General features: G+C 45.3%; 24 protein-coding genes. 9 read left to right on the top strand and 15 right to left on the bottom strand.

The genetic code is table 11. The features are described from left to right. Positions 1 to 15 precede the first annotated feature (15 nt). Both yabP and N773_RS0110980 read left to right on the top strand, forming a co-directional pair. Positions 16 to 288, top strand: a complete 273-nt coding sequence (gene yabP / locus N773_RS0110985; protein WP_024857837.1) for a sporulation protein YabP — start codon at positions 16 to 18, stop codon at positions 286 to 288. Continuing rightward, positions 285 to 560, top strand: coding sequence for a hypothetical protein (locus tag N773_RS0110980; protein WP_024857836.1), 276 nt, complete (start codon positions 285 to 287; stop codon positions 558 to 560). The genes yabP and N773_RS0110980 overlap by 4 nt, the downstream gene beginning before the upstream one ends. 184 nt (positions 561 to 744) lie before the next feature. On the opposite strand, the gene N773_RS0110975 is transcribed toward N773_RS0110980, so the two are convergent. Genes N773_RS0110975 through N773_RS0110965 form a run of 3 tightly spaced genes read right to left on the bottom strand, consistent with a single transcriptional unit; the run spans position 745 to position 3,874 of the window. Continuing rightward, positions 745 to 1,677 carry a TIGR01212 family radical SAM protein gene (locus N773_RS0110975; protein WP_024857835.1) on the bottom strand — a complete coding sequence of 311 codons (933 nt, stop codon included), beginning with the start codon at positions 1,675 to 1,677 and terminating at the stop codon, positions 745 to 747. Further along, a complete protein-coding gene (locus tag N773_RS0110970) occupies positions 1,677 to 2,483 on the bottom strand; it encodes a hypothetical protein (protein WP_024857834.1) in 807 nt (268 codons plus the stop codon). The genes N773_RS0110975 and N773_RS0110970 overlap by 1 nt, the downstream gene beginning before the upstream one ends. A 14-nt stretch (positions 2,484 to 2,497) precedes the next feature. After that, the gene (locus N773_RS0110965; RefSeq protein ID WP_024857833.1) at positions 2,498 to 3,874 is read right to left on the bottom strand and encodes an acyltransferase; all 1,377 of its coding nucleotides are present in this window, start codon (positions 3,872 to 3,874) and stop codon (positions 2,498 to 2,500) included. A gap of 446 nt (positions 3,875 to 4,320) precedes the next feature. On the opposite strand from N773_RS0110965, the gene N773_RS0110960 reads away from it, so the two are divergent. The 5 genes from N773_RS0110960 (at position 4,321) to ppdK (ending at position 10,118) form a co-directional block, all read left to right on the top strand. Next, the gene (locus N773_RS0110960) at positions 4,321 to 5,256 is read left to right on the top strand and encodes an NAD-dependent epimerase/dehydratase family protein (RefSeq protein ID WP_024857832.1); all 936 of its coding nucleotides are present in this window, start codon (positions 4,321 to 4,323) and stop codon (positions 5,254 to 5,256) included. Positions 5,257 to 5,558: 302 nt separating this feature from the next. Next, a complete protein-coding gene (locus N773_RS0110955) occupies positions 5,559 to 5,885 on the top strand; it encodes a DUF6442 family protein (protein ID WP_024857831.1) in 327 nt (108 codons plus the stop codon). Positions 5,886 to 5,889: 4 nt separating this feature from the next. Continuing rightward, complete coding sequence (locus tag N773_RS0110950; protein WP_024857830.1) at positions 5,890 to 6,099, top strand: helix-turn-helix transcriptional regulator; 210 nt, start codon at positions 5,890 to 5,892, stop codon at positions 6,097 to 6,099. A 175-nt stretch (positions 6,100 to 6,274) separates the two neighbouring features. Beyond that, positions 6,275 to 7,069 carry a PfkB family carbohydrate kinase gene (locus N773_RS0110945; protein ID WP_024857829.1) on the top strand — a complete coding sequence of 265 codons (795 nt, stop codon included), beginning with the start codon at positions 6,275 to 6,277 and terminating at the stop codon, positions 7,067 to 7,069. 421 nt (positions 7,070 to 7,490) lie between these two features. Further along, positions 7,491 to 10,118 (top strand): pyruvate, phosphate dikinase, encoded by a 2,628-nt coding sequence (gene ppdK / locus N773_RS0110940; protein ID WP_024857828.1) that lies wholly within the window; start codon positions 7,491 to 7,493, stop codon positions 10,116 to 10,118. 101 nt (positions 10,119 to 10,219) lie between these two features. Here the strand turns inward: ppdK and N773_RS0110935 are convergent, their stop codons facing one another. Further along, complete coding sequence (locus tag N773_RS0110935) at positions 10,220 to 11,491, bottom strand: leucine-rich repeat domain-containing protein (RefSeq protein WP_024857827.1); 1,272 nt, start codon at positions 11,489 to 11,491, stop codon at positions 10,220 to 10,222. A 293-nt stretch (positions 11,492 to 11,784) separates the two neighbouring features. Here N773_RS0110935 and N773_RS0110930 point away from each other — a divergent pair, with 293 nt between their 5' ends. Beyond that, positions 11,785 to 13,749, top strand: a complete 1,965-nt coding sequence (locus N773_RS0110930) for an endo-1,4-beta-xylanase (protein ID WP_024857826.1) — start codon at positions 11,785 to 11,787, stop codon at positions 13,747 to 13,749. A 451-nt stretch (positions 13,750 to 14,200) separates the two neighbouring features. On the opposite strand, the gene N773_RS22255 is transcribed toward N773_RS0110930, so the two are convergent. The 11 genes from N773_RS22255 to N773_RS0110875 all read right to left on the bottom strand — a co-directional run bounded on the left by N773_RS22255 (position 14,201) and on the right by N773_RS0110875 (position 24,877). Further along, positions 14,201 to 14,386: a hypothetical protein gene (locus tag N773_RS22255; protein ID WP_155250885.1), complete on the bottom strand. Its 186-nt coding sequence runs from the start codon at positions 14,384 to 14,386 to the stop codon at positions 14,201 to 14,203. 140 nt (positions 14,387 to 14,526) lie between these two features. After that, on the bottom strand, positions 14,527 to 15,099 hold the full coding sequence (locus tag N773_RS0110920; protein ID WP_024857824.1) for an indolepyruvate oxidoreductase subunit beta: 573 nt from the start codon (positions 15,097 to 15,099) through the stop codon (positions 14,527 to 14,529). After that, entirely contained in the window at positions 15,089 to 16,900 is a 1,812-nt protein-coding gene (gene iorA, locus N773_RS0110915) for an indolepyruvate ferredoxin oxidoreductase subunit alpha (RefSeq protein ID WP_024857823.1), read from the bottom strand. Before iorA ends, N773_RS0110920 begins: the two co-directional genes overlap by 11 nt. Positions 16,901 to 16,953: 53 nt before the next feature. Beyond that, on the bottom strand, positions 16,954 to 18,927 hold the full coding sequence (pulA, locus tag N773_RS0110910) for a type I pullulanase (protein ID WP_242840379.1): 1,974 nt from the start codon (positions 18,925 to 18,927) through the stop codon (positions 16,954 to 16,956). 26 nt (positions 18,928 to 18,953) lie between these two features. After that, positions 18,954 to 19,418, bottom strand: coding sequence for an HIT family protein (locus tag N773_RS0110905; protein ID WP_024857821.1), 465 nt, complete (start codon positions 19,416 to 19,418; stop codon positions 18,954 to 18,956). A 15-nt stretch (positions 19,419 to 19,433) separates the two neighbouring features. Further along, positions 19,434 to 19,817 (bottom strand): hypothetical protein, encoded by a 384-nt coding sequence (locus N773_RS0110900; protein WP_024857820.1) that lies wholly within the window; start codon positions 19,815 to 19,817, stop codon positions 19,434 to 19,436. Between the two features lie 11 nt (positions 19,818 to 19,828). Continuing rightward, on the bottom strand, positions 19,829 to 20,701 hold the full coding sequence (locus N773_RS0110895) for a phosphatidylserine decarboxylase (protein WP_024857819.1): 873 nt from the start codon (positions 20,699 to 20,701) through the stop codon (positions 19,829 to 19,831). Positions 20,702 to 20,731: 30 nt separating this feature from the next. Then, positions 20,732 to 21,988: a DUF7021 domain-containing protein gene (locus N773_RS0110890; RefSeq protein ID WP_024857818.1), complete on the bottom strand. Its 1,257-nt coding sequence runs from the start codon at positions 21,986 to 21,988 to the stop codon at positions 20,732 to 20,734. Positions 21,989 to 22,009: 21 nt separating this feature from the next. Continuing rightward, positions 22,010 to 22,639: a CDP-alcohol phosphatidyltransferase family protein gene (locus tag N773_RS0110885; protein WP_024857817.1), complete on the bottom strand. Its 630-nt coding sequence runs from the start codon at positions 22,637 to 22,639 to the stop codon at positions 22,010 to 22,012. Between the two features lie 100 nt (positions 22,640 to 22,739). Beyond that, the gene (locus tag N773_RS0110880; RefSeq protein ID WP_043537858.1) at positions 22,740 to 23,762 is read right to left on the bottom strand and encodes a lysylphosphatidylglycerol synthase transmembrane domain-containing protein; all 1,023 of its coding nucleotides are present in this window, start codon (positions 23,760 to 23,762) and stop codon (positions 22,740 to 22,742) included. A gap of 83 nt (positions 23,763 to 23,845) precedes the next feature. Then, positions 23,846 to 24,877, bottom strand: a complete 1,032-nt coding sequence (locus N773_RS0110875) for a phospho-N-acetylmuramoyl-pentapeptide-transferase (RefSeq protein WP_024857815.1) — start codon at positions 24,875 to 24,877, stop codon at positions 23,846 to 23,848. Between the two features lie 451 nt (positions 24,878 to 25,328). On the opposite strand from N773_RS0110875, the gene N773_RS22620 reads away from it, so the two are divergent. Then, positions 25,329 to 25,490 (top strand): hypothetical protein, encoded by a 162-nt coding sequence (locus N773_RS22620; protein ID WP_196231633.1) that lies wholly within the window; start codon positions 25,329 to 25,331, stop codon positions 25,488 to 25,490. Positions 25,491 to 25,522 lie beyond the last annotated feature (32 nt).

The raw sequence follows: 25,522 nt of genomic DNA, 5'->3' as shown, positions 1-25,522 counted from the left end.
AAAGGAGGCGTGAGTATGACAGAAATACAGGGCAGGCACAATGCCATACTTGAAGACCGCAGCAAACTTATGCTGACGGGGGTCAACGATGTCGAGCGATTTGACGAGAATACGGTGGTATTGTACACTCAGCTTGGGGAGCTTACTGTAAAGGGCGAAAAGCTCCATATCAGTGAACTGAGTGTTGAAAACGGAGAACTCAATATCGACGGTGAGATATCCGCATTGGTTTACGGTCAGCGTGATGCCGTCAGCAGGCTGGGATTTTTCGGCAAACTGCTGCGATGACGTTTTTTGAAGCAGCTGCACAGCTGGGCGGGCTGCCGTCGGGGGTTATACTCGGGTTGATATGGGGCGTGCTGTCGCTGCCGAAGATACGCTGCCCGCGGTGGTTCAGCTTTGTTGGGGATATGTTCGCGGTACTGATGTTCTCGTTCTGCCTTTTCATGCTGGGGGTTGGAATTGAGGGACATCTGCGCTATCCGACGGTTTTGGGTACGGCAGTGGGATTTTGTTCGGTCAGGGGTATGTATGCGGTTCTTCGCAGGAACAAGACATGATATCCTGGTTCAAAAGGTTTCCGGCAAAGCTTATTTCATCATATTCAGATCAGATGTATCGAGCCTGCCAGTTGTAGATGTTTGTATTCGGAACGGTCATTAGCCATTTATCAAAACTTTTTATTGAGTTCTCGGATAAAAATAGTAAAAAACTCTCACAGCCAAAACTGTGAGAGCATCATTATCATATCTTGTCGCCCTGGTATGCGTCCCTGCGAGCCATTTCCATATCTATACCATTTAAAACGCGGCGTTTGTCACGGCTCCACATGGGGGCTATCAGCTCATTTCGGTCACCGTCACCTGTGAGCCTTTCAATTACTATCCGCGGCGGGAGAAGTTCAAGCTGGTCGCAGATGATGCCGATATACTCGTCTCTTTCAAGGGTACGGAACTCTCCGCGGGCGTACATATCAGCCAGCGCTGTGTCTTTCAGCACATGGAGCAGATGAAGCTTTACCGCGTGTATATCCAGCTGTCCGACTGTTCGTGCCGATTCTCTCATCATTTCGGCTGTTTCACCCGGAAGACCATCTATCAGGTGTATGCACACGTTCACATCTTCTGCCCGGAGCATTTCGTATGCACGAAGCAGGTCGGCATAGGTGTGACAGCGGTTCATTGCGAGGGCTGTGCTGTCGTATATCGTCTGTAAGCCTAGTTCTACCGTGAGATATGTGCCCTTTGCCAGTTCACCAAGCATCTTTGCTTTTTTTGTGTCGATACAGTCTGCGCGGGTGGCGATGCTAAGACCGACTGCGTTTTCGAGTTCAAGGGCGGCATCGAACATTTCACGAAGCATACCAACATCTGCATAGGTGTTGCTCCCTGCCTGAAAATAGGGGATACAAAGTGCGTCAGCCCATTTTTTCTCCATAACGTCACGGACTTGGGCGTACTGCTCTTCAACGGTCTTGCGAGGGTCGCCTGCGAAATTTCCGCTCATCTTAGCCGAGCAGAAAGCGCATCCGCCAATGCCTTTCGTGCCGTCGCGGTTGGGACAGCCGAGGTCTATATTCAGCGGGACTTTGTACACCTTTTTGCCAAAGCGTTTTTTCAGATAATAGCTGTAGCTGTGATAACGCTTGTTGTCGTCGGAATATTCAAAACCGTTCATCATTCTTTCGGTTCATCGGGCGGGATCTCGGTATCGGAGGGAGAGGTATCGGGCTTGGAATCTGGCTCGTCGGTAACAGGCGGCTCGGTATCGGAAGGTTCAGTGCTGTCCCCGGTATCCTGAGACGATTCGGTGTTATGTGAGATAATGGTCGTTGTGGTAGTTACAAAGGGTGCTTCGTTGTTTGTAGTGGTCATTTCTTCGCCCATATCAGACGTTGTATAGGTCTTGTAGGTCGAGGCAGGTCTTGATACCGCCGTTGTTCCGCCGCCGGGGGCAGTTTCGTCGTTATCGGCTTCGGTGACGGTGTTGCCGTCCTTGTCGGTAATGACTGCCTTCGTTGTCACGGCATTCTCATCGCGCTCGTCGTTGTCAAAAGGATTGAATACCTCGTCTTCCTGCTGACGGTCGCTGCGGATATTGTAGTTGCCGCTTCCGATTTCGCTGATGGTGTTGCCTATGCCGTACAGAAAAGATATATGCTCTTCTGCCGCACGAATTTGTTCGGGTATAGGCAGTTCACGGAGATAGCTCTTTTCTATGCCCTTTTCAAATTCACCGCTGAGAAAGCTTTCTTTTGTGAGGGAGAGTTCTTCGTCGTTGCGTATTTTTCCTCCGCTGACAGCGAGAAACGATACTGCTATGAATATCATCAGTACCGAAAGCACCAGCAGGTTCAGATTATCGTAATGCCCAACACCTGTTTCAAGTGCCAGAAACCGCACTGCGCGGTCGTTTTCTTCGCACTCGTCGGGAAGGTCTATCTTTGCGGCTTCCGATCTCAGTTTACTGAATTGGTCTTCCATCTTGTCCTCCGTTCTTATACCGACGCGTTAGCCGCCAGAGTTATAACGCTTATCACCAGCACAGCTGCAGTTGCTATGGTCTTGCATATACGCACTGCGCCGTAGGATCTCCTGCTCTTAGCCGAGATCTTGTCCGTACAGCCTGTTATCAATCTGCGTACAGGGGTACATACCACGCAGAATGCTATGAGTATCAGCACGCAGTTATTGAGGACTGCGTCCCTGACAGCTACACTGAGGGTGTACTTTACGCCTGAGCCCATAAGACCCATCACCCATTTGTGGTAGCCGAAAAATCCTTTGAATTCAAGTGCTCCGAATATCAGCAGACTTGCCAGCACCAGATATACATACTTGAAAAATACAGGCAGTTTTGCCAGTATTTTTTTCAGGAAAAGCTGTTCCAGTGCCACCAGCAGACCGGCAGCAAGACCGACTGCAAGACTTATGGGCTTCACAGCGTACCACAGTCCCATGATACCTCCGCATATCACTGCACAGACAGCTGTACGCACTTTCGACTTGCTGTTCGGTATACCCAGAAGGTCGCTGAAAAAAGCTATAACAGTGGAGTTGTAGCTTTTTACAAGACCTGTGAAAAGCTCATCGGGCTCGATATCACGGTAGTTTATCGGAAGCACGAACCCGCCCATCAGGCTGAATCCGCGGCTCATATCGCAAAGACCCGTAAATACAAAATAATACTGTGCAAAGAACGCCAGCATACCAAGCCAGCAGCCGAGGGTCGTTATCTCACTGCTGTTGAGACCCGCAGTTCGTATCTGGCGGAATACCTCAGCCAGCAGAACTATCTTGCCCAGACCCCATACCATTTTGTTCAGACCTGCGTTCATTTTTTCGGTCGTGACTTCACGTTTCCTTATCTGACCTTCCATGTCACCGTAATGCACCACAGGACCTGCGCACATCATATGAAAGGCTACCATATAGGTCATTATGCAGAATACATTTTTTTCGGCGCGTATCTTGCCGCGGAAGACATCCGAAACGTAGGAAAATCCTCTCAGTGAATAGTATCCCATGCCGATTGGCAGCATGATGTCTTCAAAAGCAAGGGCTGTATCGGCAAACAGATAATTGTGTCCGAATATAAGCATCAGTGCCGTATTCATAACTCCGTCAGCCGCAGTAAGGAGCAGTGCTCCTGTGCGGTTCTTTTCGCGTATGCTTCCGACACAAAGTCCCAGTGCCCAGTCAATGACCAGTGACAGGAATATAAGGCATATTACGAAAGGTTTGCCCCAGCTGAAAAACAGCAGTGAAGTGATTATCAGTATCAGGTTTTTATATTCCGAACTCCTGTCCAGCATGGAAAGTATCGCCGAAGCGGGAAAAATTGCGAACAGGAAGATAAGGTCTGTGTAAGTCAAGATGAATTCTCCTTATATAGCAAGTTCAGCTTTGCTGAACCTATGATTTTTTATGTTAATCTGTACTGAAGTAACTTTAAGTACAAAGTTAGCCACTTGCAGAATTGACCGATATTTCGCGGTTTTTTGACGATTTAATTAACATGATCGAAGCTCTGTTATAATATTTTAGCACACTTCACAAAATTAAGCAAGCGAATTTATAAAGAAAATCTAAATTTTTCTTTTTTAAACCAAAACATATTGCAAATTATAATAATTGTGTTATAATAATAGCGTATAGAAGAATGATAGTGCGCCTATCAATAGGCGGCGCGGAGATATTCGGCTAAAGGACTTCAGCCCTTTACAGTGTGGCGTGCACTGGCTTTCCGCAGTTCGTTTATTTACAGCTTTCATGGCAATCATGCTGTAAAGGCGCATGGATATGGAAGGGAGTGACAGCAATGTCATCTATATTAATTACTGGTGCAAGCGGCATGATCGGTCAGTATCTGACCTCCAGCCTGCTGCATAAAAAACACCGTGTATTCGCGGTAGACTCAAAAACTAATGACTTCATCGGCAAGGACAGCAATTACAGCTTTACTCAGTGTGATATCAATGATAAAAGAGCTATCTGCAATATTATGGAATCAAATCATATCGATGTGGTAGTGCATCTTGCAAATTCCGTGGATAATGATATAGATTCCCTGGTGACAGATGCCGAGATAAAAAAGAGCAAGATCACCGATAAATATATTTATTCTGCGGCGGACAAGTGCGGCGTAGGATGCTTCATCCTCCTCAGCACCACAGAAGTTTACGGCTTGCAGAAGGGCAGAGAGCCTATCAGAGAGACAATTGCTGAAAAAGCCATAACCAATTATTCCGTGATGAAGCTGAACAGCGAGAAACTGATGGAAAAGGCTCTCAAAAAAAGCGATACTATCACGGTGGTAGCCAGGGCAGCGCCCATATATGATGCCGAGCATACCGATAATCTTCATTCCCATGTCTTTGACCACAAGGAGAATGTGGGTTACGTTTTTGGTGAAGGCGACTACGGTTTTACTTTTTGCTGTGTTTTCAATCTTATTGATTTTATAAACGGTATAATATCCGTTCCTCAAGGAAAATACGGCGGCATATATAATGTATGCGATTCAAGACAGCTTAATGCTAACGAGATAATCCAGTATGAAAAGGATCGTCACCGCATAGGTGCAGTTATCCGCCGTTCTCCCGGCAGTGAGAAAGCAATGTTTTTCAACAAAGGCAAGATGAGAACAGACTATCGCTACTTTGACCCCACCATTACCTACAACAACTGGCTGTTCGATAACACCCGTGCGAAGCGTATCGCGCCCATGAGGTGGAGCCTGAGCAATACCAAATAATAATGTATCCAAAGCGCTCTCGTTTTTCGGGAGTGCTTTTTTGTTAATGACCATACCCGATAATTATATTATACTTTTTTGATAAACAGGCGAAAACGGACGGAAATCTGTATGACATAGTTTGTTTAAGCATAGTGTCGAATGATAAAAAATGCGGTGTGGATTTATGCATATCTACAAAGATGCCAAGTGAACTGTGCAAACTCTTGACAAGTACACTTGGCAGTGATATAATACAGTCATACCAAGTAAACTTGGCAGAATACCAATAAAACTGTGCATATCAAGATAGGAAGATGACTATGGATAAAGAAAGAGTATTGGCAATGAGCCGTAAAGAAAATGAATATAAAGACCCATACACAATGGAGATAGAGAACAAGGCTAACTTGTTAGCTGGAGATGCAATGCTTACAATCGTATCTATCATCTTTATTGTTTCGTTATTAGTGAACGGAGAACCGGATTATCTGATGTGGTCAATAGTGTTTGTGTCAAATGCGTTCAAATTAGTTTATTCGGGAATAAAACTGAAGGACAAAAAACAACTCCGTTTGGGCATCGGGTATACTTGTCTTTTTCTAATGAGCTTTATTTACGGTATTATAAAACTGATAAGAAGAGGCTGAACCTATGAATGAAACACTGATCCTCAAAAACCGCCTGAAAGAAGCTCGCGCAGAAAAGAGGATATCTCAGGGGGCACTTGCGAAAATGGTGGGCGTATCGAGAAATACCATAAGCTCCATTGAGACAGGGCAGTTTTCCCCTACTGCGAAACTTGCACTTATAATATGTATAGCCCTGGATAAAAAATTCGAGGAGCTGTTTTACTTTGATTGACGAAAAATCCCTTTCCGTAAGGGCGGCGCTGATATAGAAGTTTTAAGCCATGGTATTTCTGATGCAAAGTCAGAAGTACTATGGCGTTTATATTGACAGTGCATAGATGACGTGCTATAATGGTAACTAACATAAATCGTAATTAACTTTTCCGAAACAGAAAGGTTGGATAAATGTGAATATTATTGCTATGACTTGTATGTGCGTAGATGTTTTTGATGATACTGGAGAAATCCGTCCCGGTGGTGAAGCATTGAACTTTGCTGCAATTGCATCAAAATACAATCATATTTCAGTTGATCTTCTTGGTGCAATTGGTGACGATGATTATGGTAAGGCAATATTGAAATCTATTGAAAATAAACCTATCAACAAAGAGTTTATCCACATTATTCCAGGCTCTGCTACTGCAAACCATCGGATTTATCTTACTGAGAAAGGTGATAGATATTTCAAGGATGATTCATGGAACGGTGGTATTCATGACACATATCTTCTTAGCGATTCTGACAAGAAAAGAATTGCAAGTGCTGATGTTATCTTTATAACCTTTGATTCTCCTAATTTTGATGATGTATTAGAACTTAGAAAGAGTTGTCGTTTTCAGCTTGCCGTTGACTTCAACGTGCTAAGAGATTTTAAGAAAATAGAAACTATTGTACCGTACATTGACTTCTTTTTTATCAGTGGTGAGAAGAGTATTCTTTTACAATTTCAAAAATGGTCTGAACAGTATGACAACATATTTAACATTACACTTGCAGAAAATGGCAGCGTTACTTATTATATGGGAAAAGAATATAGAGTGGATGCTGTGCCTGTCAATAATGTAATTGATACAACTGGGTGCGGTGACAGTTATCATGCTGGCTTTCTTTGTTCATATTTGAGAGATTGTGAGATTATAAATGCAATGAATGAAGGTTCAAGAGTCGCTTCTGAAACATTAAGTCATATTGGCGGCTTTTAACGGGTATATGTTAATCTTGCAACATCAAATTATGATTTATCTTAGCAGTTGTATAAAATACAATGCCCCGAAGCACTTTGAAGTGCTTCGGGGCAAAACTTCTATATGGGTATCTGTTTTACTGCGGACGGGGATTTTTTTGACGTATTATGATATTTAAGATGTATACACAGTGAATAGGTAAAAAGCACTATTCATATCCCATTTATTTTTCATTCTTAAAAAGTGCGCCAAAAGGCTGTTTTTGTAGAATGTGCATAGAAGTTGAGTGGAAACATTGTGAAAAATTTTATTGATGAAAATGCTCGGAAACTATGGTAATTTTGGCGGAAATCTGTTATAATATATTTACGACCGTGAATTGACAGTATCGTGCTGTGCAAAAAAACGGAATTTCAAAATATTTGGAGGTAGATAACCTATGGCAACTAAGTATTGCTATCTCTTCTCTGAGGGTAATGCCAACATGAGAGAACTGCTCGGCGGTAAGGGCGCTAACCTGGCTGAGATGACCAACATCGGTCTTCCCGTTCCCCAGGGCTTCACTATCACTACCGAGGCTTGCACACAGTATTATGAGGACGGCGGTATCTCTGAGGAGATCCAGAAGGAGATCAACGAGTATATCGTAAAGATGGAAGGCATCACCGGCAAGAAGTTCGGTGACAAGGAGAATCCTCTTCTCGTTTCCGTTCGTTCAGGTGCAAGAGCTTCCATGCCCGGTATGATGGATACTATCCTGAACCTGGGTCTGAATGAAACTGTTGTTAACACTATCGCTGAGAAGTCCAACAACCCCAGATGGGCTTGGGACTGCTACAGAAGATTTATCCAGATGTACTCCGACGTTGTTATGGAGGTCGGCAAGAAGTACTTTGAAGAGCTCATCGACAAGATGAAGGAAGAAAAGGGTGTTACTCAGGACGTTGAGCTGACTGCTGACGATCTGAAGACACTGGCTGGTCAGTTCAAGGCTGAGTACAAGGCTAAGATCGGCGTTGACTTCCCTGACGATCCTAAGGAGCAGCTGATGGGCGCTATCAAGGCTGTATTCCGTTCTTGGGATAACCCCAGAGCTAACGTTTACAGACGTGACAACGATATTCCTTTCTCTTGGGGTACTGCTGTTAACGTACAGTCTATGGCATTCGGTAACATGGGTGACGACTGCGGTACAGGCGTTGCATTCACCAGAGATCCCGCTACAGGCGAGAAGAAGCTGATGGGTGAGTTCCTGACTAATGCTCAGGGCGAGGACGTTGTTGCAGGTGTTCGTACTCCTATGCCTATCCAGCAGATGGCTGAAACATTCCCTGAGGCTTTCGAGCAGTTCAAGCAGGTTTGCCAGACTCTCGAGAACCACTATCACGATATGCAGGACATGGAGTTCACTGTTGAGAACAAGAAGCTCTATATGCTGCAGACCAGAAATGGTAAGAGAACTGCTCAGGCTGCTCTGAAGATCGCTTGCGATCTCGTTGACGAGGGCATGAAGACCGAGCAGGAAGCTGTTGCTATGATCGACCCCAGAAACCTGGATACTCTGCTTCATCCTCAGTTCGATGCTAAGGCACTGAAGGCAGCTACTCCTGTTGGTAAGGGTCTCGGCGCTTCTCCCGGAGCTGCTTGCGGTAAGATCGTATTCACAGCTGATGACGCTGTTGAGTGGGCTGAGAAGGGTGAGAAGGTCGTTCTGGTTAGACTTGAGACTTCTCCTGAAGACATCACCGGTATGAAGGCTGCTCAGGGTATCCTGACTGTTCGTGGTGGTATGACTTCTCACGCTGCCGTTGTTGCTAGAGGTATGGGCGAGTGCTGCGTATCCGGTTGCGGCGATATCAAGATGGACGAGGCTAACAAGAAGTTCGACCTCGGCGGAAAGACCTTCAAGGAGGGTGACTACATCTCCATCGATGGTACAACAGGTAACATCTATGATGGTATCATTCCTACCGTTGACGCTCAGATCGCAGGCGAGTTCGGCAGAATCATGGCTTGGGCTGACAAGTACAGAACTCTGAAGGTTAGAACTAACGCTGATACTCCTGCTGACGCTAAGAAGGCTAGAGAGCTGGGCGCTGAGGGTATCGGTCTGTGCCGTACCGAGCACATGTTCTTCGAGGCTGACAGAATCGCAGCATTCAGAGAGATGATCTGCGCTGATACCGTTGAAGAGAGAGAAGCTGCTCTGGCTAAGATCGAGCCTATGCAGCAGGCTGACTTCGAGGCTCTGTATGAGGCTCTGGAAGGCAACCCTGTTACTATCAGATTCCTGGATCCTCCTCTCCACGAGTTCGTTCCTACTGAGGAAGAGGATATCAAGGCACTGGCAAACGCTCAGGGCAAGTCCGTTGAGGATATCAAGGCTCTGATCGCTGGTCTCCACGAGTTCAACCCCATGATGGGTCACCGTGGCTGCCGTCTGGCTGTAACATATCCCGAGATCGCTAAGATGCAGACAGCTGCTGTTATCAAGGCTGCTATCAACGTTCAGAAGAAGCACGCTGACTGGAACGTTAAGCCTGAGATAATGATCCCTCTGGTTGGCGATGTTAAGGAGCTCAAGTTCGTTAAGAAGGTTGTAGTTGAGACTGCTGACGCTGTTATCAAGGCTGCAGGTTCCGATCTGAAGTACGAAGTTGGTACTATGATCGAGATACCCAGAGCTGCTCTGACTGCTGACGATATCGCTGCAAACGCTGACTTCTTCTGCTTCGGTACTAACGACCTGACTCAGATGACCTATGGCTTCTCCAGAGATGACGCAGGCAAGTTCCTGGGCGCTTACTACGATAAGAAGATCTTCGAGAACGATCCTTTCGCTAAGCTCGACCAGACAGGTGTTGGCAAGCTGATGGAAATGGCTATCAAGCTCGGCAAGCCCGTTAATCCTAAACTCCACTGCGGTATCTGCGGTGAGCACGGCGGCGATCCTACTTCTGTAGAGTTCTGCCACAAGATCGGTCTGGATTATGTATCCTGCTCTCCTTTCAGAGTGCCGATCGCTAGACTGGCTGCTGCTCAGGCTGCAATCGCTGACAAGAAGTAATTCTTTAAAGCGAACAAGTATCACAGTGATGTGATAAACTGAATAGCAAAATCAAAGCTCTCACAGTTTCGGCTGTGAGAGCTTTTTGTGTGGTTATTTTATTACTCGGGTTTATTCTCTAACGCTGTGCATCCCTTAAATACGTTCTCACCAATTTTCGGCGAACCTTCTCTGATAACCTGTTCAAGCGAGGTACAGTTTTCAAAGGCATCATCGCCTATCTCTTCAACGCTTGCAGGGATAGTGATTTTCTCAAGTGAGAAACAGTTTTCAAAAGCAGATCTTGGTATCTTCTTTATTTTATTGGGGAGGGTTATACTTTCTAAGTTATAGCAGTCGTAAAATGACATATCATTGTCAGGATCAACAGTATCTGGGATAATAAGGCTTTCAATCGAAGAATATTGAAATGCACCATTAATATATTTCACACTTTCGGGTATCTCAACGGTCTTGATATTTTGAGCTTCCCAGAATGCTCTGGAACAGATACTTTCTATCCCATCGGGTATCACAACATTTTCATCATCACCGATATACTTATAAAGTAGTACATCATTGAAAATTATGAAATCGCCTGTTGCTTCTTTTTCAAGAGTTTTCTCAAAGGGGGTTCCTTTAAAAATGCAGCCGCAGTTAGTTACAAGGTCTTGGGGAATATTGGCTTTTGTAAGACCGCTGTTCTGAAATGCGCCGTATTTTATTTCCTCAACACTGTCAGGAAGTGTTATCTTTTTAAGAGAGGGGCATTTCGAGAAAGCATTATTGCCAATCTTTTTCAGGCTTTCTGGGAAGACTACCTCTTGTAAATATTCCATTTCTGAGAAAGATTCATGAACTTGGTCGTATTCAAGATCAATATCTTCACCGCAGCCTATCTCGGTGATACCCTCCGGAAAAACGAGTTTTCTGACTTTGGTATTGGTTAGAATACGCTCGCCTGTGTATTTAAGCTTTGATGGGATATTTATCGTTATGAGACTAGTACAGTCTTCAAATGCACAAAAATGTATCTCCTCAACAGTATCGGGCAGGTGAATAGCTGTAACATATTTGTACATTACATAATATTTTGTATCGACGTATTTACCATTTTCATATAATGGTTCTTCAAAGATAGAATTTCCTATTGATGTAACGGGTTTGCCCTCGATAGTATCAGGGATATTCAGAAGAAAAAAGGGTCCCGTGTAATGTTCTATCTCAATAGTGTCATTTTCCAACACCTCATAATCAAAATAACGTTCCGGCATTCCTTTTTTCCAGAACACGATATTGATAATGACATATATCAGAATGACAAGCGCCAGAACGCTCAATATGATATTGCGTATTATTTTTATTATGCTTTTTTGCTTGTTTTTACTTTCCATGATTGACCTGCTTTCGTGATTTAAAATATACCAACAGTCATTATACCACAGGATCTAATTAAAGTCAATTTGGTTTCATTCAATGTTCGCAAAATGACGAATTGTTCACTTCGTAAAAATCCGAACACTATTATTAAACAATATGCACATACCATTTCTGAACGGAAGGTTTATTTTGTGCAAATTATGTGTTGTTCTTACCAAAAATTGCGAAACAATGGTTAAATTCATTGACAATTCCCCTTGGATGTGATAAAATGAATATATAATAATTTTTGGGAGGAGAATCTACCATGAAAGGAAATCTTTTAAAAAGGCTGTCAGCCTGTGCGCTCTGTATAACTATGGCTTGCTCGGCTGTACCGTTTACTGCATATTCAGTTTCGGCTGCTACAAGTTCAAGTTCCAGTGCTTCGGGTAATGCAGCATTTTCTACCGACTTCGAGGACGGAGATTGTTCAATGTTCTCTAAGCGCGGCGACAGCGATACTTCTGTTATCAAGGTCATCGAGGACAGCAAGGCACCCAGCGGCAAAAAGGTAATGGCTGTTACAGGCCGTGACCAGAGCTGGAACGGTCCTTCACTCGGAGTAAAGGGCGTTCTTCAGCCCGGCGTAAAGTATGATATCTCGGTAAAGGTAAAGGCTCAGTGGTATAACACAGTCTGCATCTCGCTTCAGCATACTCCCGGCGGTTCTGATGAACCTCAGTACACTAACTTGGTAAAGGGCGTTTCTCAGGGCGATTATGTTGAGCTGAACACAAGCTTCTCATATGGCGCTGAGGAAAAGGACGTTTCCATATACGTTGAGACATGGGGCGATGCAAACGATCTTTATATAGATGATTTCACCATTACTCCTGCAGCTAACAATATGGATGTTAATGCGCCTTCTCTGAAAAATGTTTACGGCGATATGTTCAAGTTCGGTACTGCCTGCACAGTTTCCGAATTAGCTCCCGATTCCACCAAGGCTCTTATCCGCAAGCACTTTAACAGCCTTACCGCAGGTAACGAGCTCAAGCCCGAGAACGTACTCGACAGAGAAGCTTGCCTTGCACTGGCTGCAAAGGGCGATGATGAGAATCCTCAGGTAACTCTTGAAACTGCAAAGCCTATCCTTGAATTTGCACGCAAGTACAATATCCCCATGAGAGGTCACGTACTGGTATGGCATTCTCAGACACCTATGTGGTTCTTCAAGGAAAACTATGATCCCGATGGTGACTGGGTATCCAAGGAAAAGATGCTCAAGCGTATGGAAAACTACATCAAGAACGTCTTTACAGCTGTTAAGAAGGATTATTCCGATGTCAACTTCTATGCGTGGGACGTTGTAAACGAGTGCTTTGATGACTACGGTTCACCCAGAAAAGCAGGCTTCCCCAGTGAATCCAACAACTACGAGGCTTCACCCTGGGTAAAGATCTTTGGTGACAACTCCTTCATCAAGCCCGCATTCGTATACGCTAAGAAGTACGCTCCCTCTGGCTGCAAGCTCTACTACAATGATTACAACGAGTATATGCAGAAGAGCGATGCTATCGTAAAGCTCTGCCAGAATATCAACTCCGATGGTCACTACATCGATGGTATCGGTATGCAGTCGCATCTTAACGTAACCAACAACGGTTCATCTGATCCGTTCCCCAGTGTAAGTATGTACAGACAGGCACTGGAAAAGTACAGCAAGACAGGTCTTGATATTCAGATCACTGAGCTTGACTGCACCGTAAACGACAAGAGATTTGATCTCCAGGCTAAGTATTACAGCGATATCCTGGATGCTCTTGTTGACTACAAGGATTATATCTCCGCAGTTGTTGTATGGGGTACTACCGATGATATCAGCTGGAGAGCTGACCGCGATCCTCTGCTGTTCAATCAGGATTACTCTGTAAAGCCCTGCTTTGAGTCGATCGTTGATGGTATCGAGTACACAGATACCGATCCGGATCCCGATCCTCAGCCTCAGAATAATGATTATCCCACAAACGTTAAGGCTAATTACAGCACAAAGTATCATCAGGTACAGTTCGTTTGGGATAAGGTTCAGGGTGCTGACAAGTACGGCATCGCTGTATACCTGGCTGGCAAGTGGAGAGTTCAGACTTCCAATGTTACTACAAACAGCTATGTAACTCCCAAGAACCTTACTCCCGGCATGACCTACAAGGTAGCAGTTGCTGCAAGAGTAAACGGCAAGTGGAACACAACTGATCCTATCAAGAATGCGATAACTGTTACTATCAAGTAATATACAGTTTCACATACCCTATAACGGCAGTTCTTTCGGGAACTGCCGTTTTCTGTTCAAAAACGGTCGGGGAGTATATTTTTTCGCCCGAAACGAAATAAGTATATACGGAACGCTTTAGCACGCTAATACAAAAGTTGACAATGTTGACAAAACGTTGAAAGGATTTTCAACGCTTATTTTCCCCGAAGTTTCGGGGCTTTTGCCCAAACGTTGAAAACGTGACAGGGGTAAGTGTAAAAATGAAAATATATAGGCATTAATTCCAATATATGGTAAATTTACTTAAAATGGCTACCATAGAACTTGTCACCATTTTTCAATTTTCGTATACACCCCGTCATCATTTCAACGTTTAGGAGTTTTGACCCTCAAAGCGCGTAAAATCGGGCTTTTAAATGTTGACAACTTGTGTCAACGTTTGTCAACGTTTGTCAACGCTTGTCATACATTATTCATAAAATATAATTGGGTTTACCTTGATGATCGTTTTAGGTTTAACCGCTCTTTGGGTTCGTTCTTCAACTATCTTAATGTAGTTAAGTTCTTCCAGCAGTTCCAATGGTTCTTGTAACTCTGTGCTGTTCAGCCTTGTTATCTTCTTTGATAGCAGCTCGCCTTTTGTGATCTCGTCCACTTTGTGGTACAATCCTTTCGTTGGTTTAATGGTTTTTGCAATTATATTATACCACAAAAAGAAGAGCTTGGAACTACATTTCAGGTCTGTTCCAGGCTCTTTTTCTTTGTTGGGGCTGCAACAGCCCAATTATACTTTTATCAGATATCCAGCCTGAGCGCCTTGCTGTTCATTTCGATGAACTGGGGCTTGACTGTCTTCTTCATGGTCTCCTCAACATCATCTATGCCGAAGGGGAGTACTCCTGTGCGGACGGACTGTCCAAGCATTATCATGTTGAGAGCTCTGGGTGAACCTACTGTACGGCAGGCTGCTTCACCGTCGATGGTTTTCAGGAAATCCACATTTTTTTCAAGATATTCAAGCATCTCCCTGCCGTTGTATGCAGTGCCTTTCAGGGATACAGTTACAGGTACGATGGGGTGAGTATTGACTATCACCCTGCCGCCGTCCTTAAGGTAAGGCAGCATACGAACTGCTTCCGCAGGCTCAAATGCTATTATCAGATCAGCAGTTTTTTCGGGGAACATGGGGCAGTATAGATCATCGCCCAGCCTTAAAAAGCTGAAAACGCTTCCGCCTTTCTGTGCCATGCCGATAGTTTCAGCACTCATAACGGGGATATCCTTTGCCATGGCTGTTGCCGCGATAAGCTTTGAGGTCAGCACTATGCCCTGTCCGCCAACGCCGCATATAAGAATATTATTCTGCATTTTTGCCGCCTCCTATCGCATTTACGGGACATACCTGCGAACACAGACCACAGCCCGTGCACAGACTTTCTTCAATTGCTACTTTGCCGTCCCTGAGAACAAGTCCCGGACAGCCGAGAAGATTTTTGCATTTCTGGCAGTTTATGCACTTGTCATTGTCTATAACTGCGGGCTTTTCAGGCTTTATCAGTACAGCGCAGGGCGACTTGAATATTATCGCCTTTACACCCTTTTCATTTGCCACACGCTTGACTACTTCAACAGCTTCATCAAGTTTCAGCGGGTCAACAGTTTCCACAGTGGTAACACCTACGCCGCGGAGTACCTGTTCGATGTTGACTTTATCAACTACCTGACCCATCATCGTTCTGCCTGTGCCGGGGTGGGGCTGATGACCTGTCATGGCGGTGGTGGAGTTATCAAGAACGACAAGAGTCATGTCAGCCTGATTGTATACAGCATTGACAACTCCTGTTATAGCCGATGCGAAGAAAGTTGAATCGCCCACAAAAGCGAAGCACTTTGTATCGGGGGCGATATGACCTATGCCCTGTGTGATGTTCACACCTGCACCCATGCAAAGGCAGGTATCTACCATATCAAGCGGCATGGCGTTGCCGAGGGTGTAACAGCCGATATCTCCGCAGAATACGCTCTTTGTGCCTTTCATCGCCTGCTTTACTGCGAAGAACGACGCTCTGTGAGGACATCCGGCACAGAGAACGGGAGGTCTTACGGGCAGGGGAGGAACATCCTCAGCCTTTTCCTCTGCGGGGAGGAATATTCCAAGGAATGAAGCAACAGCACCCTTTACAGATGTGCAGGTATTCTCGCCCGCTGTGGGGATATTGCCTGTCTGCTTGCCGTATATCCTTGTTTTAAGACCGTACTTTCCGCATACGTATATCAGCCCTCTCTCGATGACAGGGTCAAGCTCTTCTATGCAGAGAACTTCATCAAGTCCCTCAAGAAAAGCCTTTGCAGCTTCCTCGGGGAAAGGGAAAGGAGTGCCCACCTTGAAAAGCGGTATTTCAATATCAAGAGCTTTCAGCGCTTCTCTGGTGTAGGTGAAGTTTATACCCTGTGTTGCGATACCGCGCTTGCCCATACCGCTGAAAGTCGGGTTAAGACCGCTATCGCTGAATACAGCGGAAAGTTCACTGTTGCGCTTTTCGATATCACCGTGCGCCTTGAATGAAAGTCTCGGGAAGATGACCCACTTCATGGGGTCGCGTACAAATCCCTCGGGCTGATTCTTTTTCAGCTCGTTTTCGTCTTTTACTTCGATAGAAGCATAGCCGTGACAGACTCTCGTTGTCGGGCGGAAAAGCACGGGGGTATGGTACTTTTCGGAGTACTCGAATGCGGTCTGTATCATGTCGTAAGCTTCCTGCACCGATGAGGGGTCAAAGCAGGGGAGCTTTGAATAAGCCGCGAAAGTACGAGTATCCTGCTCGGTCTGGGAAGATATGGGGCCCGGGTCATCAGCTACGAGTATCACCATACCGCCCTTAACGCCGATGTATGCAAGACTCATCAGCGGGTCGGAAGCCACATTCAGTCCCACCTGCTTCATGGTGACCATGCACCTTGCACCGCTGTATGCTGCTCCCGCACCTACTTCCAGTGCAGCTTTCTCGTTTACCGACCACTCAACATACAGGCTGCCGTCGTTGTTCTTTGCGGCAGTTTCCAGCACTTCCGTTGAGGGGGTGCCGGGGTATCCCGAGATAACATTAAGCCCCGCCGCTATCGCACCTCTTGCAATGGCAGCGTTGCCCATCAGAAATTCTTTATGCATAAAAAACGCTCCTTTTTTATGAATATTATCCTATCATATTATATCGTATCAGTTCATATCCTCTTGAAAACCGTTGCGGACAGCGGCGCACAGCGAACGTATCCCGAAAATTCTTCCTCGCCGATAAGACCACATTCGTCAAGCCGCTTGTGGAATATGCCCCAGGGCAGGTTGAAATACCTTTCCTCTAAGTAGGGGTTCAGGGCGATAACAAAACATTCCTTGGCATTTTCCAGTTTCCATATTATAAAGTTTGCGTCACCTGTATCCATGAACTGCAAGTGACGTTCAACGTCCAGCTTGTTCGCCATGCGGAAAAGTTCGCTGGATTTACGCAGTTTTATCAGTGCCTTGTAGTAGTTGAATACACCGCGGTACTTGTTCTTTTTGCCCCACTTTATCGCGTTTGTGTGATCGGGGGCGTTGTAGCTGTTGCCGTTGTATACGTTCAGTTCGTTGGGCTTTTCGTTCGCCGAAAGTTCCCTGGGTTTGCTTCGCAGAAAATCCTGACCAAGCTGTATAAATGGCATACCCTGGGAAAGTATTATTATAGCGGCTGCCATTTTGTCCATCTTGATGAGGTCTGATGGGCAGTAATGGTTGCTGCCCGATATTTTCAGCTTGTCCCAAAGGGTGTGATTGTCGTGGGCTTCGGCATAATTTACCGCTTGTGTCGGCTCGAATGCCCAGCAGGCTTCGGAAGCATCTGTAAGCTGATAATGCGGCACAGAACCTGCGATACCTCTTTTTAGTATCGAAGCTGTGTTCCTGTTTCCGCTTATAAATCCCAGGTCATAGGGGTTGAAAGTTCCGCCCTTTACCGAATCGCGGATATTATCGTTGAAAAGTCCCACCCTGCCGAATTCGTAGCTGTTCCATTTGTATGCAAGTTTATCCGCAGGCATGGGAGATTCTCCCCCTGTCCAGCCCTCACCGTACATCAGCAGGCTTGGGTCGATCTTGTCAAGTTCGTCGCGTATGATATTAACAGTTTCGATATCGTGGAGAGCCATAAGGTCAAAGCGGAAACCGTCCACTTTGTACTCCGTTGCCCAGAATCTCAGGGAGTCTATCATATATTTGCGGAACATCTTATGGTCGGAAGCTGTTTCATTTCCGCATCCCGAACCATTGGAGAAAGTGCCGTCACGCCTTTTGCGGTGATAGTACCCGGGGAAAGCTTTTTCAAAAGAACTGTCCTCGGTGTGGAAGGTGTGGTTGTAAACAACGTCCATGATAACGCCGATGCCGTTCTTGTGAAGTGTCATAACAAGTTCCTTGAACTCGCGTATACGGCACTTAGGGTCGGCAGGGTCGGTAGAATATGAACCCTCAAGGCAGTTGTAGTTTTTGGGGTCGTAGCCCCAGTTGTACTGCCCTTTCTCGGGGTGTGCTTCATCAACGGTGGCATAGTCCGCCACAGGCAGCAGATGAACGTGGGTTATCCCAAGTTCTTTCAGGTGGTCGAGGCAGGTCTCCGATTTACCGCAGCGTGTTCTGCTGTGGGTAAATCCAAGAAATTTTCCTCTGTGCTCGGGACAGACTCCCGAACTTTCGTCAATGGTGATATCTCTGATATGGCACTCATAAACTATCGCCTGGCAGGCATTAAGGCACTTCGGCTTGGATACTTTATCCCAGCCAATGGGGTCGGTGGTATCGAAATCAACGATAGCGCCCCTGTTGCCGTTGATACCGCAGGCTTTTGCATATATGTCAATAGTTTCCATGCGGTTGTTCATATACTCGAATTCGTAGGAAAATGTATAAAAAAGCCCGTCACAGCTGCGGAAAAGCTCAACGTACCAAACGCCCTTGTCAAGCATTTCCATCGGCAGAGTTTCAATGAGGTTGTCACCTTCGCCGTCAAGATATAGGTTGAGATAAACTCCCGTAGCCAGCGGAGACCAGGTCTTGAAAACTGTTCTGTCCTTTTCCTCGCCGACGATATTTGCGCCAAGGTCATTGCCTTCGTAGTAATATTTATTGTCGATATCTGCCGCGTTGTATCTAAGCAATTGATTCACCAACTTTGTTTATGATTCATTTTTCCTTACGTAAGCTTGTCAAGCTCTTCGCGGAGCTTTCGCTTCATTTCTTCAAGCTCCTCCGCAGTGGGTCGATTATCGTCGCTGTACATTACGTCCATGGGTATGCTCCATACTGGTCCTCTGCCGTTGTTGTAGCAATTGCCGATATCTCCTGTTCTCCGCGGGAAAAGGTGCCAGTGCAGATGAGCGTCACCCATACCGAGAAGTTCATAGTTCATCTTTTCAGCCCCGAAAGCCTTTGCCGCCGCTTCGGCAACAAGTACCATCTCTTCCATAAACTTAGCTCTTTCAGCTTTGTCAAGGTGGAAAAGCTCGGTCTTATCACCGTGGTGCTTGTACAGAAAAAGTGTGTAACCGTAGAAATGCTGATGGTCGCCTATGACCACATAGCCAGTTTCGAGCTCTTTTACGAAATAGGGGTTTTCGCCCTTTTTTATCATATCTATCCTGTCACATATAAGGCACATAGTATTCACCGTTTCTCAGTTGAATTTATACTTGTCATATCTGCATTTTATATGGAATGTTCCCGCTTCAATGACAAAATATTTATCTTTGTATGTCGCGTCGGGGTGAACCTCTGTGACGTAAACGGAGATATCACCTATCTTCGTTTCCTCAAAACCATCAGGCTCGCCCGCCACAAGGTATTGCACCGCATAATAGTCCATATATCCGTCATCATTCTCTATGGGCAGAAAGACCTCAAAAGGACGCTCAATATCCACGCCAAGCCCCAAAAGATACTCAGCGACTTCAGGGTATGCACTTTTTATCTCATCGACCAGGTTCTGACAATAATCACAGCTGCATACACTGTTTCTGCTCATACCTGCGTAATATGCTTTTGTAGCTTCGATATCCATAAGCGCTGTCCTTATTTTACAGACTTCGCCAGCTGTTCACCCTGACGCACCTTTGTCTCAGCGCCCTCGCGGGTGTTTATCAGCAGGTCTTCGTCAACTATTGCCGCGCCTTTTTCAAGCAGTACTACGATAGTCGAACCGCCGAATTCAAACATACCCTTTTCCTCGCCCTGACGAACTCTGTGATTTCCCCAGGGGTGGTGGTTGGAAATTTTACCCACCATCAGTGCACCGACTTCCATCTGTATCACATCGCCGAAGAACTCTGTTCTCAGCATACAGTAGGTACGGGAATTCTCTTTGTAGACCTCCACATGGCGGTTAGCTACAGGGTTGACTGTATTCAGGAAGCCCTTTATATTGCGGTCATGGCTTTTGATACCGCTGAGTGGGTATATGTATCTGTGGTAGTCATCAACGCTAAGTCTTATGATAAGAGCGTATCCGCCTGCGTATTTCTGTGCCAGCTTTTTGTCACGCAGCAGGCTGTCCACATTGTATACCGAGTCCTTTATAACAAAGGTATTCGATGGTGTTATCTCATAAGCGCTCACTTTACCGTCCGAAGGGGAGACCAGTTTGTGTTCGTCGGGCTCAAAGTGTCTTCTGCCGGGCTTTATCCTGCGGGTGAAGAACTCGTTGAAAGATGAATACTGCTTGTCCTCGTAGTCGAACATATCTATACCGTTCTTTTCGGCGAAATTCTCAATAAATCCGCTGCTGAGTCTGCTGTTCAGCACCTTTCTGCTGACCTTTGAGAATACGGGCAGTGAAGCTATCTCCAGCACGCTTCTGCCCAGGTAGCTGTCATAAGCATCATTCAGGAATCTGTCCTGATTAGTGGTGACTTTATACTCGTTGCCCTGTCTGTCTCTGTACCTCATGAGTATACACTCCTTTCGATCGCGTTTGCTTTAACATTCCATTTCCCAGTCGTAAGAACCTTTTTCCTTATCATAGCTTACCCTTATTTCAGGTGAGCCAAATAGATTATCGGAACCATATACCGCTATGATCTCTGTCTCATCATAAATGTCTAAACATACCGGAGACAGATCGTCGTATATAGCCTGCTCGGAGAGTTCGTTGCTATCTTCATCGAACACTTCATCAATATTTTGTGCTGCATATCTCCTGCATTTTTCGTCCAGCTCGGATATATCGCCTACGTGTTCAGCCGCATTTTTTATAATTGCCTCCCACTTCTCGGGCTCATATTCCGCATAGATATATACTCCGATACTGTCTTCGCCGAACTTTATCTCACCCTCGAAACGCTCTTCTGTTCTGTCGTATTTAAGCTCTCCGAAGAATTCGTCCTTAACTATGATGGGCTTGTTGTATTCGTCCACATATGCCTGTAATTCGGGACACTGCACTTTTTTATCAACGATCTTTTCAAGCCAGAACCCTTGGTGTTCTTCTGTGCCGTCCGTATTCTTTTTCTTTTTTTCACGAACACGCACACGGTACAGCCCGTTTTCGGTAAAGCCCTTTATTTTGCCGCAGTTATCGTATGTTTGATTTCTTACGAACCAGTGGAGGTATCCCTTTGCAGGCATGAGTTCGCCATTTTCTTCGTCATAAAAGGCTGTGCAGAGAACGTTCGCGCAGTACGCTACGCCTTTTTTTCTATTTACGCTGAATGTGCCGTTCGTATCGCATTTTTCGACAGCTGCTACTATCGTGCGGATATCCTTTTCATAATATGAGTTCGGCCATTCTATGCTGTCGGGGTCGATATTGCCAAGAACGATCTTTCTGAGAGCTTTGTGTCCGAAATAAGTCAGCACTGCCCACAGCGCTGTCACTGCGAAATAAACACCGAGCTCCCGACCCGATTCTTTCAGACAGTAAAAGGTAAGTATCAGCAGGAAAAGACCTCCGCCGTACCAGACTATGTATAACAGCGCCCTGGGAAAGTACCTTATGATCATCAGGTAAGTCAAAAAGTTCCCTTTGAAGTCCCTTTCACCCTGCGACCTGCGTAACGCCGCATATACGAGTCCGCTCAGTATATGCCCCGTGGCAAAGACAAGCAGTGCGAACAGCAAAGCCTCGGGTCTGCTCTCTTTGATGAAGTCTTTTATCAAAAAGAAATCGATCACACCTGTGAATGTTATCACACAGCTTAACAAAAGTACCAGTAGCCCGAAAAGAAATATGTCCACGGCTTTTCCCTCCCGACAGAGTTATATGATATGGTTCATTTTAAGATAGCTGAAAAAGAGAATAAGCCCCAGTGTGAACATTACCAGCAGACCCTTGTTGCTGGGTTTGTTGACCTTTATCTTCAGTACGAACATTACGGATATCAGCACAAGGAAGCCCTGAAAAACATACGGGAATATGTACCCGGGTATATTATGCCTGCCGATATACAACAGCGGCAGAACTATACAAACACTTGTAACAGGCAGACCCTCATACTCCTTGCGGTTCTCCTCTGTTTCGCGCTGACGTTCCTCTTCCATAACGTTGAAGTATGCAAGTCTTATAACAGCCGCTAGGACTATCATAAGAGATGGTACCAGTCTCATTGGATATACCGTAGGATAGTGATATCCCAGCACAGCAGGGAACACACCGAAGCACACAAGGTCGCATAGAGAATCTATCTGTATGCCGAAGACTTTTTCATGGTCTGAACGGTTTTTCATCGAACGTGCTATCTTGCCGTCGAACAGGTCACATATGCCCGATATCACAAGGCAGAAAAACGCTATCGCATCATGACCCTCAAATACCTGCGTTATCCCGAATACTGAGGATAGCAGACCCACATAAGTTAGTATTACCGAATAATTGTAAAAGCCTATCATTTTGAATTCTTCCCTTTTCTTATCTTATCTTTTTATTGGTTGTGTTCTTAGTTCTTTTATGTACTGAATGGGGGGCGTTGCTTTTCGTGTTATGAATGGATCAGTTCCGCGGTATGTTCAGCTGTTTATCCGAGCGCATAACTTTCAGGTGTGCAATAAATGTCACAATGCCGCCCACTATCAGCACGGCATAGAATGTCAGTCCTCGGCTGAGAAGCAATGCAGGCTTTACATATCCCTCACCGAATATCGCTCCAAATACCAGCATGAAACTTCCCTCGGTAACTCCCGCTGCGCCCGGCAGAGGAAGCATCTCCACCGCGATGGCTATCATGACCTGCATGGTCACTATGTCATAAAGGCTCACACCCGAAAGTCCGTAGGATTTATATATCACCCATGTCACCGCGAACAGGCACAGTCTTTGCACCAGCGTCATCACGAACACCTTAGCAACTGTCACTGCATTTTCTTTGACATATTTTGAGCCTATAACATAGGTATCGCATATGCGGTTTATCTTTTCTACCAGTTTTTCGTGGTTCTTTTCCTTGACTATTTTCCAGTCTGTCAGCTTGTTTAGTATGGTTATGCCCGCGCGTCTTGCCCAGTCGGGTCTTGCGACGATGAAAGCGAGTCCTGCAATGAAAGCTATATTCAGTACAAATCCCAGCGTTATCAGAAATGCCAGACGGTCGCCGTGTTCGGATATTGCATCGAAGTTGAATATCAGCAGGATAAGCCCCAGTATCACCAGCACTGATTTGTAAGCTATCGTCACCAGAAGCATTATCAGCGATGAGAAACCTATCTTTACGCCGTCCTTTTTCATGTAGTACATCTGCGCAGGCTGTCCGCCCGATGACGAGGGCGTTATATAGCTGAAAAAGAACCCTATGAAGGAGTATTTCAGACAGCTTGTCAGCTTGACTTTCTGTCGGCATACCCTTAGCAGAAAATGTATGATACAGGATTCTCCCGCTACAAAGCAGAAGGTAAGCCCAAGTCCTGCCAGAAGCCATTTGTCATCTGCGTTCTTGAGGTCTTTGATGATATCCGAAAGCTCCTGTCCTTTAAAGAGCAGTCTGAATGTCAGCAGCATGATAAGCCCGATAAAGCCCACATCAAGAACGTATTTAAAGTATTTCTTTATCAGTCGTTTTATTGTCTTTCACCAACTTTTGTATGTCTTTATCGCCCCTCGGCTCAGCTGAGGGAGGTGAGTCTGTCGTAGTTTGTGGCAGCAAGGTACATTATATTTATTACCAGCTGTATTATCGTAAATCGCATTACAACCTGTGTATCAGACCAGCCTTTGTTCTTGCGGCAGTGGTCGTGCAGGGGAGTGCGGATATCCTTCATGAAGTTCTTCATTTTCAGGAATCTTATGAAACTTACTTTCAGCAGGCTGAGACCGCCGTCAAGTATGATAACTATACTCATGGGTATGAAGCTGATAGGATTCTTGCTCATCAGGAATATTATAGCAAGCAGTACACCCAGCGCACGTGAACCTGCATCGCCCATAAGCATTGTGGAGGGTGAACAGTTGAACCAGAGGTAAGCCGCGAGTGTAGCAAGCATTATCACAGGTGCAAAATCAAGGAATGACCAGCCTACTGTCAGTGTCAGAACACCGCTGAACATCACGAAGCTGAAAAGCACTGCCATAACCAGTGAAGCGCACAGACCGTCAACACCGTCGGTGCAGTTGGTTACATTTATAGCAGTCCACACCAGCACACCTGCAAGTATTATGAATATCACAGCGGGTATGTGGAAATTCAGGTGCAGCAGCGGCATTTTGATATCGCTGCCGTTGAAATGCCAGTAATTTACAGCCGTACCCAGAGATATCACCAGATCAAGCAGACCTTTTTTCAGGTTGCCCCAAGGCACCTTTGCGGCATCGTCCAGATAGCCTGTAAGCATCGCGCCGTATAACAGCACGAGATATATCAGATATTCAAGGTCAAGCGGGATAAACAGTGCTGCCGAAAGGCAGAACGTTGTGATGAATATAAGTCCGCAGCCCCTTGCCTTGCCCTGCGAAAGCGCACCGTTTACCGCGAATTCTCTGCCCTGATCCTTTGGCAGAATGTTCCTGAAGAACTTCAGCGCCAGAAAACATGACCAGAATGAAAAAGCGAGCATCAAAAGCATGAAGACCGCATATTTCGAGGGATTTCCCTCATCAAAAAAATTATAAGCCGAACCGAAAAACAATCTGTATAACATTTACATCTTCCTTTTAAATAAAAATACTCATACATCGTATATTATACTACATCTTATAAAAAAAATCAAATATTAATGCGGGTCATTTTGCACAAATTTACACATCGGACTTCGTTGTTAACTGGAGATACCTTTTTAATAAGTTATCTCCCCTCAGATTACTGTACTGTTAGCGTGATAAACTGTATATATGTCAGGTGTGTATATATACACAGTTTCAACGTGTGTATATACACGGTTCGGTGCTAAAATATGCCTTTGCTTAGGACATATGCACAACCACGCCAAGCGTAATATTGATAAACTTGTGCGTATATACAATTGTATTTGTGGGGTATTGACAAAACTGTGCAAACTGTGTATACTGTATACATACAGTTAAGGCTGCAATAACAGTCATAACAGTAAAAAGAAAAAGATAACAAAACGGCATACGAAAGGAAGTATCGTTATGAAAAACAGAAAAGCACTTGCACTCAGGATAATCAGCGTATTTATGCTCATTATGGGCATTATCGGCGTATCAAGAGGAAGCTCAGCGGCAACAGCTTGCCTGTGCGGTGCGGCAAGTTTGATGTGTGCATCAAACTGGATAGTACGCAGAAGCAGATAAATATAAGATAGTATGATACAACAAAACAGTAC

The sequence above is a fragment of the Ruminococcus albus AD2013 genome (assembly GCF_000526775.1).
Classification (GTDB): domain Bacteria; phylum Bacillota; class Clostridia; order Oscillospirales; family Ruminococcaceae; genus Hominimerdicola; species Hominimerdicola alba_A.
Note: the sequence above shows the minus strand (reverse complement) of the source record. Positions and strands in the feature narration are given on the sequence as shown.

What these genes read in the sequence shown, in the direction of transcription:
- N773_RS0110885 (WP_024857817.1), bottom strand. Translation starts at nt 22,639, where the DNA reads ATGATAGGCTTTTACAATTATTCGGTAATACTAACTTATGTGGGTCTG.
- N773_RS0110970 (WP_024857834.1), bottom strand. Translation starts at nt 2,483, where the DNA reads ATGGAAGACCAATTCAGTAAACTGAGATCGGAAGCCGCAAAGATAGAC.
- N773_RS0110875 (WP_024857815.1), bottom strand. Translation starts at nt 24,877, where the DNA reads ATGTTATACAGATTGTTTTTCGGTTCGGCTTATAATTTTTTTGATGAG.
- N773_RS0110950 (WP_024857830.1), top strand. Translation starts at nt 5,890, where the DNA reads ATGAATGAAACACTGATCCTCAAAAACCGCCTGAAAGAAGCTCGCGCA.
- iorA (WP_024857823.1), bottom strand. Translation starts at nt 16,900, where the DNA reads ATGCATAAAGAATTTCTGATGGGCAACGCTGCCATTGCAAGAGGTGCG.
- N773_RS0110895 (WP_024857819.1), bottom strand. Translation starts at nt 20,701, where the DNA reads ATGAGGTACAGAGACAGACAGGGCAACGAGTATAAAGTCACCACTAAT.
- N773_RS0110960 (WP_024857832.1), top strand. Translation starts at nt 4,321, where the DNA reads ATGTCATCTATATTAATTACTGGTGCAAGCGGCATGATCGGTCAGTAT.
- N773_RS0110900 (WP_024857820.1), bottom strand. Translation starts at nt 19,817, where the DNA reads ATGGATATCGAAGCTACAAAAGCATATTACGCAGGTATGAGCAGAAAC.
- N773_RS0110980 (WP_024857836.1), top strand. Translation starts at nt 285, where the DNA reads ATGACGTTTTTTGAAGCAGCTGCACAGCTGGGCGGGCTGCCGTCGGGG.
- N773_RS0110975 (WP_024857835.1), bottom strand. Translation starts at nt 1,677, where the DNA reads ATGAACGGTTTTGAATATTCCGACGACAACAAGCGTTATCACAGCTAC.
- N773_RS0110920 (WP_024857824.1), bottom strand. Translation starts at nt 15,099, where the DNA reads ATGCAGAATAATATTCTTATATGCGGCGTTGGCGGACAGGGCATAGTG.
- N773_RS0110930 (WP_024857826.1), top strand. Translation starts at nt 11,785, where the DNA reads ATGAAAGGAAATCTTTTAAAAAGGCTGTCAGCCTGTGCGCTCTGTATA.
- yabP (WP_024857837.1), top strand. Translation starts at nt 16, where the DNA reads ATGACAGAAATACAGGGCAGGCACAATGCCATACTTGAAGACCGCAGC.
- N773_RS0110935 (WP_024857827.1), bottom strand. Translation starts at nt 11,491, where the DNA reads ATGGAAAGTAAAAACAAGCAAAAAAGCATAATAAAAATAATACGCAAT.
- ppdK (WP_024857828.1), top strand. Translation starts at nt 7,491, where the DNA reads ATGGCAACTAAGTATTGCTATCTCTTCTCTGAGGGTAATGCCAACATG.
- N773_RS0110905 (WP_024857821.1), bottom strand. Translation starts at nt 19,418, where the DNA reads ATGTGCCTTATATGTGACAGGATAGATATGATAAAAAAGGGCGAAAAC.
- N773_RS0110955 (WP_024857831.1), top strand. Translation starts at nt 5,559, where the DNA reads ATGGATAAAGAAAGAGTATTGGCAATGAGCCGTAAAGAAAATGAATAT.
- N773_RS22620 (WP_196231633.1), top strand. Translation starts at nt 25,329, where the DNA reads ATGAAAAACAGAAAAGCACTTGCACTCAGGATAATCAGCGTATTTATG.